This window comes from Parafrankia sp. Ea1.12 (genome assembly GCF_900465275.1).
Taxonomy (GTDB): Bacteria; Actinomycetota; Actinomycetes; order Frankiales; family Frankiaceae; genus Parafrankia; species Parafrankia soli.
The window spans coordinates 1-2,142 of sequence record NZ_UBIZ01000675.1; the positions used below are offsets into that span (position 1 = coordinate 1).

Below are 2,142 nucleotides of genomic sequence, written 5' to 3' on the forward strand. Positions count from 1 at the left end.
AGGAACCACTGTCGGGCGGTGGAGTACCCGACTCCGTTCGCCGCAGCCCACTCCTTGAGGTTCACACCACCACCATACAGCGCTATCTGACACCATCCAGCGCTAACACGACAGCAGATTTCACCCCTGTAACAGGGCAGTCCACTCACCAGGCACCCCCGCCACAGGGCGCTCCTCCCACCGGGAACCCCGGTCACACTGCGCTGCGCTCGCTGGACGTTCCGCTCACCGAGCGCGACCCGAGCTCGCAGGCGAGGGCGCCGGCCAGCGAGCCCCGCGGCTCGACCTCGATGCCGTCCAGCTCCAGCCAGCGGGCCAGGGTCCTGAGCTCGGTCGCCAGCGCCCGCTCGGCCCGCCAGCGGAACAGCGGCTGCCACTGCACGGGAACGAGGGACGCCTCGTGCGCCCAGTACTCGAACGCCTTGCGGTCGGTGTGTACGTGGCTGTCCAGGGCGTCGGTCGGGTAGGGGCCGAAGCGGGAGAAGCCGGGCAGGTAGTGCGCCCTGGCCAGCACGTTCACCGAGTCGATCTGCACGACGCCGACCAGGTCGACCAGGTTCCGGATGGCGCGGGCACCGGCCGTGGCCGGCCCGTGGGGACGGATCAGCCCCTGGGCGGCGAGCGCGAGCCGCCGGGCCTCCCCCGGGGTGAGCTCGTCGCCCCGCCCGGATTTCCCCACGGATCGCAGCGTATGCGGGATCCTCCGTCGCGAAGGTTGCTTCGAGCCAAGTGGCGGACCCCCCAGCGGCCAGGCCACCGCTGCCCACGCCCCGGCCGGTCAGTTCCCCAGTCGGAACCGCGACACGAAGCTCCAGATCACGGCGTTCGCATCGAGATCGCCGCTGACCCGACCCAGCACGTCGACCGGGAACAACGAGACACCGCCGGGCCAGGTGTGGCCGCCGCCGACAATCTCGTAGAGAACCACCGGCGTGCCGGCCTGGCAGCCGGCGAACTCGTGTCGGACGACGGTCGTGCCGTCGGCCGGGGCCCGGTCGGGCAGGGGGGTGTCGACGGTCGTCGCCGCGCAGCCGGCGGACCGTGCCCAGGCCTGCGCCCCGGCAGCCGCCTCCGCATATTTGAGCACCCGGTCGTCGGCGCCGTGGAGGACCACCATCGGCACCGGGGCGGGCCGGGCCCGCGGGTAGCCGGGACATCCGGCTCCGGGCGCCGACCCCGCCACCGTGGCGAACGCGGCGAAGCGGTCGCGGGCCCGGCAGGCGAGCGACTGCGTGAACAGACCGCCGTTGCTGGTGCCGGAGGCGTAGAGGCGGGACGGGTCCGCCCCGAACCTGGCGATCACCAGGTCGGCGAGCGCGCGGGCGAACCCGGGGTCGTCGACGGGCGGGGAGTCCTCCCCGCCGGGCACCCCCTGCCAGCCGATCCCCTCATGCGCCGGGACCACCAGGAGGTAACGCTCGCGGTCGGCGGACGACGACAGCCGGCCCGTAAGCTCCGCCACCGCCGGGGTCTCGAACATCCCCGGGAAGTGGAACAACGCTGGGAGCGGGCCGCCCGGCGCCTCGACCGGAACCCGCACCGCCGCCCACCGGTCGACGCCCGCGTGCCGGAGCCGGACCACGTGGTCACCGGGATCAGGCACGCCGTCCACGATGGTGATCTCGGCCGTCGAGGGCCGCCCGGGACCGCTGGCGGCGTCCAGGCCGCGGACACGAGCCGGGCCGGACCAGGTGGCGGTTCCGTCGGCGGGCCGCAGCACCTCACCACGGACGTCCGCGGTGATCTCGATCCCGGCGGACGGGTCCCGCAGGGCCCACGAACCCGACCACGGCCGGTCGGCCGCGGCGTCGCGGCTGGCGGCGATGGTGATCGTCGCGCCGCCGCGCAGCTCGGCGGCGCCGCCCACGGACCGGGTCCGCTGCTCCCAGATGTCGTCGAGGACGGCGATCCCGCCCTCGGTCGCGTCGCCGGCGGCGCCGGTCAGCGCGTAGCCGTCCCCGGGGCCTGGCCCGGTGTCGCGGAGCCGGACCGACACGTGGTCGAGGCGGTCCGAGGCGGCGGCGGACGCCACGGTCAGCTCGGTGGCGCCGTGTGCCGGCCCGCCGGCACACGCGGCCACCGGGGTGACGCAGGCCGCGACAAGCATCACCACCGCCGGCAGCACCCGCCCAGCCGAGCCCC

At 74.8% G+C, this 2,142-nt stretch carries 2 protein-coding genes; both read right to left on the minus strand.

Going from position 1 to position 2,142, the window contains the following annotated elements:
- Positions 1 to 193: 193 nt before the first annotated feature.
- Positions 194 to 679 carry a crosslink repair DNA glycosylase YcaQ family protein gene (locus tag FMEAI12_RS34890; RefSeq protein ID WP_112109304.1) on the minus strand — a complete coding sequence of 162 codons (486 nt, stop codon included), beginning with the start codon at positions 677 to 679 and terminating at the stop codon, positions 194 to 196.
- 99 nt (positions 680 to 778) lie between these two features.
- Positions 779 to 2,142, minus strand: a 1,364-nt coding sequence (locus FMEAI12_RS37490; RefSeq protein ID WP_200835520.1) for a hypothetical protein, incomplete at its 5' end; no start/stop codon positions are given.